Genomic DNA, 6,963 nt, shown 5'->3' with positions numbered 1-6,963 from the left:
ATGACTTTCATGATCTGGGGTATCTCGACATGTCATGACCGTTAGCGGCGCGGCCTGCCCAACGATTCGTCCACCATGACATCCAGGCCCCAGGCCTGGCATGTAGGTGCCAGCGAGTCACCAGAGCCGCTACATGACCCTGTCGGCGCCCTTGAACGACAAAGGGCTTTCAGCCGCGCGGGCTGGCTTTCTACTACACCAAGGACCCCCTGATGCGCTCCATCAAAACCCCACTTGTGCTGGCCTGCGCGGCTTCACTGCTGGTCGTCAGCGCCTGCAACTCGGAGCAGAACGCAAAATCCGCGACCCCAGCGGTGACCGGAGTGGCGGTGGCGACCGTGAACGGCACCGCCATCAACCAGAGCCGTGTCGACATGATTATCAAGCACGGCGCCAGCGCCGGCCAAGCGGACACCCCGGAAGCCAGGAAAAGCATCATTGACAAGCTGACCATGCAAACCCTGATCGCCGAGGAGGCGGTGAAGAAGGGTTTGGACAAATTGCCTGAAGTCACCGAGCAACTCGCTGTCCTCCGGCAATCGGTTCTGGCCGACGCCTATGTGCAGGATTTCATCAAGAACACTCCGGTCAGCGAGGACCTGCTGAAGGCCGAATACGATCGCATCAAGGCGACCATCACCGGCAGCGAGTACAAGGCGCGCCATATCCTGGTGGAAACCGAGGCCGAAGCCCAGGCGATCATTGCCAAACTGAAGACAGAGCCGGGATCGTTCGCGAAGCTGGCGATGGAAAAATCCCGAGATGCCGGCTCCAAGGTCAGCGGCGGCGATCTCGGATGGTTTGACGTCAGCAGGATGGTGCCGGAGTTCAGCAATGCCGTCAGCACGCTGAAAAAAGGCGCGTTCACCCAGGAGCCGGTGAAAACCCAGTATGGCTATCACGTCATTTTTCTGGAAGACTCCAGGGCGATAGAAGCCCCTCCATTTGAAGAAGTAAGACCTGAACTGACCCAACAGATGCAGCAGCAGAACCTGAAGAAGCAGCTGGACGAGCTCAAGGCCAGGGCCAAGATCGAGATTGTCGGCACGCCTGCGGTAGCCAGGTAGACCCCGGTCAGACGAACTCGGACCGGCTGTTTCAAGTCGTTCGTGTCGTCATTGAACCTGGAGGGATTTATGGCAAATGCATCCACCCAATCAGGCACTTCCGCCGCCAGTGGACCGGATCTCGAAAAGATCCCGGTCGAGGAGGTCTTGTCGACGCTCGCCGTCAAGCCGGATCAGGGCCTGAGCGCCGCCGAAGCGCAACAACGACTCAGCCGCTACGGACCGAACGCCATCGTCACCAGGGAGAAAAGCCTCGCTGAGCAGATTCGTGGCTATTTCACCGGTTCGATGGCCTACGTCATCGAAACGGCGGCGCTGGTTTCCGCACTGCTCGGCCACTGGGACGACTTCTTCATCATCGGTTCACTGCTGCTGTTCAACGCGGCGCTCGAATACTGGCAGGACCGCAAGGCATCGAACGCGCTGGCCGCGCTGAAGGCCGGCCTGGCGCCGGAGGCCACCGTCCTGCGCGACGGCCAGTGGAGCACGGTGCAGGCGGCGACGCTGGTTCCCGGCGACATGGTCAAGATCCGCCTCGGCGTGATCGTCCCGGCGGACCTGCGCCTGACCAGTGGCGACTTCGCCTCGATCGACCAGGCAGCGCTCACCGGCGAATCGCTGCCGGCCCGAAAGCAGGTCGGTGACGAAGCCTACGCCGGCAGTGTCGTCAAGCAGGGCGAGATGGAAGCCGTGGTCATCGCCACCGGCACCAATACCTTCTTCGGCCGTACCGCCAAGCTCGTCTCCGGCGCCGGCGCCGTCAGCCACGCCCAGAAAGCGATGTTCCAGATCAGCAACTTCCTGATCGTCGTGGCCGTCTGCCTGACGCTGGTCCTGGTGGCTGTCAAGGTCTATCACGACATCGTGATTGCCAAGGACTGGAACCTCGCCGACGCCCTCGGCATCCTGCAGTTCGTGCTGGTGCTGATGGTCGCTTCGATCCCGGTGGCGATGCCGGCGGTGTTCTCGATCACCATGGCGCTCGGCGCACTGGCGCTGTCGAAACAGCAGGCGATTGTTTCCAAGCTGTCGGCGATCGAGGAGATGGCCGGCGTCGATATCCTCTGCTCGGACAAGACCGGCACCCTGACCAAGAACCAGTTGAGCCTCAGTGAGCCGATGCTCTTCGCCGCCACCGATGCGCAGGACTGCATCCTGGCGGCGGCACTGGCGTCGAAGCTCGAGGACAAGGACGCCATCGACACCGCGGTGATCACCGCGCTCAAGGACCAGACGCTGCTCAAGGGCTGGACCATGAGCAAGTTCGTTCCCTTCGACCCGGTCACCAAGCGCACGCAAGCCTCCGTCACCGACGCCAGCGGCAAATCCTTCGTCGTCGCCAAGGGCGCGCCGCAGGCGATCGTCGATCTTGCCAGGGCGCCTGCCGCTGTCGCCGAGAAAGTCAAGGAGGCGGTGGACAAGCTGGCTGCGCAGGGTGCGCGGGCATTGGGCGTGGCGCGCTCGGCCGATGACGGCGCGAGCTGGTCGTTCCTCGGCATCCTGCCGATGTTCGATCCGCCACGCGACGACTCCAGGGAAACCATCGACAAGGCGGCGGAAAAAGGTGTGCGGGTGATGATGATCACTGGCGACGACACCGCCATCGCCATCGAGACGGCACGCCAGCTCGGCATGGGCACGCACATCATTGCGGCGGCGGAAGCCTTCCCCAAGGACATGGATCCCGACAATGTGCCGCCGGCGATCATCGATGCGATCGAGCGGGCAGACGGCTTTGCGCGCGTCTTCCCGGAGCACAAGTACGCCATCGTCAAGGCGTTGCAGTCGCGCGGCCATTTGGTGGCGATGACCGGCGACGGCGTCAATGATGCGCCGGCCTTGAAACAGGCCGATTGCGGCACCGCCGTCTCCGGCGCCACCGATGCTGCCCGCGGCGCGGCGGCGCTGATCCTCACCGCCCCCGGCCTGTCGGTAATCAACGGTGCCATCGACGAAGCGCGGCGGATCTTCGGTCGCATCAATAGCTACCTGATCTACCGCATCGCCTTGACCATCGACATCATGTTCCTCGTCGTCCTGTCGTCGATCTTCCTCGGCTTCTCGCCGTTGACCGCGATCATGATCGTCGCCATGTCGCTGCTCAACGACCTGCCGATGATGACCATCGCCTACGACAACACGCCGGTCAGTCCGCGGCCGGTGCGCTGGGAGCTGCCGCAAATCTTCGGCCTGGCGACCGTTCTCGGCATCTTCTCCATCGCCGAATCCTTCGGCCTGCTGCTGTTCGGCGTCAAGGTGCTCTCGGAGCCGCATCTGCAGGACTACTTCGGGCTGGCGACGCACGCCCAGCTGCAGACGATGATGTTCGTGCAACTGGTCGGCGGTGGCCAACTGCTGCTGTTCATCACCCGCACCGAGCGCTGGTTCTTCCAGCGGCCATTGCCGGCCGCGCCCCTGTTCTGGGCGATTGTCGGCACGCAGCTCGTGGCCACCCTGATGTGCGGTTTTGGCTTGCTGGTGCCGGCGATTTCCTGGCAGCTGATCGGCTGGGTCTGGCTCTATCTGCTGAGCTGGTTGTTGATCCTCGGCAGCGTCCGGATAATCCATGACCGCTTCGCGAGCTACCGCACGGCGCGCCACCAGAAGAGCCTGGCGATCGTCAATCAGTCGCTGCACTCGCACCTGGCCACGGCCTCACCGGCCGCGGCTGCCAACCGCTGATCTCGAGCAAAGGAGAAAAGAGTCATGGACTTCCGTAAAGAATTTGCCGTCAACCCGGGCAAGAAGGTCAAGCTGGCTGGCATAGACCCAGCGCAGAAGGGCGGCTATCTCTCGAACGAGGCGGCACAGCCCGAGATCACGAAGTACGTCACGCGCATGGCCGAAATGCAGGCACTGCTCTACGCCAACGCCGACCAGTCGCTGCTGGTCGTGCTGCAGGCGCTTGATGCCGCCGGCAAGGACGGCGTCGTGCGTCACCTGTTCAGCGGCATGAATCCGCAGGGCACCTCCGTCTTCGGCTTCAAGCAGCCGAGCGCCAGCGAAGCCGCGCACGACTTCCTCTGGCGTGCACACCAGCGCACCCCGGGCAAGGGCGAGGTGGTCGTCTTCAACCGCTCCTACTACGAAGACGTGCTGGTCGTGCGGGTGCACGAACTGGTCCCGAAAGCGGTGTGGTCGAAACGCTACGAGCTGATCAACGACTTCGAGCAGCTGCTCACCCAGAACGGCACGCGGATTCTCAAGTTCTTCCTGCACATCAGCCCCGAGGAACAACTCGAGCGCTTCAAGCAGCGGCTCGACGACCCCGCTCGCAACTGGAAGATCAGCGAGTCGGACTACTCGGAGCGCGAGTTGTGGCCGAAGTACACTGAAGCGTACGAAGACGCCCTGGAGAAGACCAGCACGGCACACGCGCCGTGGTACGTCATCCCGGCAAATCACAAGTGGTTCCGCAACCTCGCGGCTTCGCAGATCATCGCCGAGACGATGGCGGACATGAAGCTCAAGTTGCCACCAACACGGGTGGACCTCGAAGAGGTGCGCCGCAAGTATCACGCCGCAGCCGCGGCGCAGGAAAAACGCAACGGCAAGGGCTAGCGTGCCGCTTGCGGCGAGCCAAGGAGGGCGGTGATGACCACAGCGAGCGAGGGCAAGCGCTTCCGGCTGCCGATCTTGCAGGGGATCCTGCCGATTGACCGGGCGGGCGTCGGACGGGACATCATCGCCGGCTTCACCCTCGCCGCGCTGTCGATTCCGGGGACGATGGGCTACACCAAGATCATCGGCACGCCGGTGATCACAGGCCTGTACACCATCCTCATCCCGATGTGCCTGTTTGCCATCTTTGGCTCGTCGCGGCACCTGTCGGTCAATGCCGATTCGGCGACGGCGGCGGTGGTCGCCGCCGGCCTTGCCGGCATGGCGGTGCGGGGGTCCAACGAATGGCTGGCACTGTGCAGCCTGCTGGCACTGATGGCGGCGGTCTTGATGTTCGCCGCACGCGTACTGCGGCTGGGCTTCCTCGCCGACTTTCTCTCGCGCACGGTACTCACCGGTTTTCTCACCGGCGTCGGCATACAGGTCTCGCTGCTCGAGGTCTCCGGCTTGCTGGGCCTGCCGCGGATCAGCAACCATCCGCTGTCGCAGATCGTGCACGACGCGCAATCGATCGGCCAGACCAATCCCTACGCGCTTTCGATGGCGCTGGCCGTGCTGGTGGTGATCCTCGGCGGCAAGAAGCTGTCGGAGAAGATTCCCGGCGGCCTGATCGCCGTCCTTGGCGCCATCGCCGTCAGCTGGGCGCTGGGTCTCGACGCCCACCTGGCAACGCTGGGTGCGGTACCCAGCGGTCTGCCGACGCTCGGTCTGCCACAGGTCGACTGGAGCTGGCCGCTGATCTGGAAGCTGGCGCCAATCGCGGCGGCCTGCTTCGTCGTCATTCTCTCGCAGAGCGCCGCGACCTCGCGCGCCTACGCCGCCAAGTACAACGATCGCTTCGACGAGAACGTCGATATGGTCGGGCTGGGTATGGCCAACCTTGGCGCCGGTCTGTCCGGGACCTTCATCGTCAATGGCAGCCCGACCAACACGGCAATGGTCGCCGGTGGCGGTGGCCGCAGCCAGATTTCACAGATCACCACCAGCGTCATCGTGCTGCTGGTCCTGCTCTTCCTCACCGGCCCGCTGGCGCATTTGCCGGACGCGGTGCTGTCGGCGATCGTTTTCCTGGTGGCGGTGAAAATGATCGACGTCAAGGGCATGAGCCGAATCTTCGTCGAGGCGCGCCCCGAGTTCTGGGTCGCCCTGGTGACAGCGGCGACGGTGGTCGTCGTGGGCGTCGAGCAGGGCATCGTCCTGGCGATGATCCTGTCGCTACTCGATCACGTGCGGCGCAGCTACCGCGGCACCAATTCGGTGATCGCCGTGGACAAGCGGAAGAAAGGCTGGCAGACGGTAGCGCTAAGCACACCGCAGCAGATCGCGCCCGGCCTGATGGTCTATCTTTTCAGCCACAGCCTCTATTACGCCAACGCCGGACAGTTCGTCGAAGAGGTCCTCGAACTGGTGAAGAGCAGCGGGCAGCCGCCCTTGCGCTGTCTCTGCGTCGAAGCGGCAGCGATCGGCGACGTGGATTTCTCGGCGGCGGCGATGTTGCGCGATACCGCCACCCTGCTCAGAGAGCAAGACATCCGGCTGGTATTTGCCAACCTGACCACGAACGTCCGCGCGCAATTCGACCGCCACGGGATCACGGAGATCCTGGGCGAGCACGCGATCTACGGGTCGATCCATGCCGTGGTGGCGAAATACGAGGACCAGTCGGGCGCCGCCGAGGCGACGCCGACCACGAACAACGACGGCGCGGCGCCGGCGTGTTAATCGGCCCGGAGCGAATCACCATGACCAGCGGCGCACCTCGGCCGCGACCTCTGCGGCTACCTCTGCCGCCGCGGACCCGAGCCGAAGGCAAGCGGCCGATTCCGTGCCGTCACGGCCGCGCTCGGACGACTCATGTTCCGCCTCACGGGCACGTTGGAACCCGAGCGACGGACGAGACGATTCTGGCCGAGACCCTTGCAGGGACTTGCCCTGACAATGACGCGCGGCTGCTTTTCCCTCACGTTGCCCAGCTGCCGACGCCAGCCGGGCGCTCACCAGGACTTCCCCATCGGGCAGTAGGCGAGACGTGGTCAAAGCGCTACGCTGCACTTCCATGTCGAAGCAAGACTCTACGAGCGCCTGCGTGGCGGTGGTCGATGACGACGACGAACTGCGTCGCTCCTTCGCGCGCCTGCTTCGCGCGTCGGGCATGCAGCCGGTCACCTATGCATCAGCCGAGGCGCTGCTCGCGGACAGCATGCGTCCGCAATTCGACTGCCTGGTGCTGGATGTGCAACTGCCCGGGATGTCGGGGCTCGATCTGCAGGAGCAC

General features: G+C 63.9%; 5 protein-coding genes. All 5 read left to right on the top strand.

Going from position 1 to position 6,963, the window contains the following annotated elements; all coding sequences use genetic code 11:
• Positions 1-212: 212 nt before the first annotated feature.
• On the top strand, positions 213-1,067 hold the full coding sequence (locus RUW20_RS13250) for a peptidylprolyl isomerase (RefSeq protein ID WP_313952707.1): 855 nt from the start codon (positions 213-215) through the stop codon (positions 1,065-1,067).
• A gap of 69 nt (positions 1,068-1,136) precedes the next feature.
• A complete protein-coding gene (locus RUW20_RS13245; protein WP_313952706.1) occupies positions 1,137-3,749 on the top strand; it encodes a plasma-membrane proton-efflux P-type ATPase in 2,613 nt (870 codons plus the stop codon).
• A 24-nt stretch (positions 3,750-3,773) separates the two neighbouring features.
• On the top strand, positions 3,774-4,628 hold the full coding sequence (locus RUW20_RS13240) for a polyphosphate kinase 2 family protein (RefSeq protein WP_313952705.1): 855 nt from the start codon (positions 3,774-3,776) through the stop codon (positions 4,626-4,628).
• Positions 4,629-4,661: 33 nt separating this feature from the next.
• Positions 4,662-6,410, top strand: coding sequence for a SulP family inorganic anion transporter (locus RUW20_RS13235; RefSeq protein ID WP_313952704.1), 1,749 nt, complete (start codon positions 4,662-4,664; stop codon positions 6,408-6,410).
• 334 nt (positions 6,411-6,744) lie between these two features.
• Positions 6,745-6,963 (top strand): response regulator (locus RUW20_RS13230; RefSeq protein ID WP_409559365.1); only part of this gene is annotated, 219 nt, incomplete at its 3' end.

Source organism: Accumulibacter sp. (genome assembly GCF_032229525.1).
GTDB lineage: Bacteria > Pseudomonadota > Gammaproteobacteria > Burkholderiales > Rhodocyclaceae > Accumulibacter.
This window is presented reverse-complemented; position numbering and strand designations above follow the sequence as displayed.

Bases quoted from the DNA above. Each gene is read 5' to 3' on its own strand.
- RUW20_RS13250 (WP_313952707.1), top strand. From the start codon at position 213: ATGCGCTCCATCAAAACCCCACTTGTGCTGGCCTGCGCGGCTTCACTG.
- RUW20_RS13245 (WP_313952706.1), top strand. From the start codon at position 1,137: ATGGCAAATGCATCCACCCAATCAGGCACTTCCGCCGCCAGTGGACCG.
- RUW20_RS13240 (WP_313952705.1), top strand. From the start codon at position 3,774: ATGGACTTCCGTAAAGAATTTGCCGTCAACCCGGGCAAGAAGGTCAAG.
- RUW20_RS13235 (WP_313952704.1), top strand. From the start codon at position 4,662: ATGACCACAGCGAGCGAGGGCAAGCGCTTCCGGCTGCCGATCTTGCAG.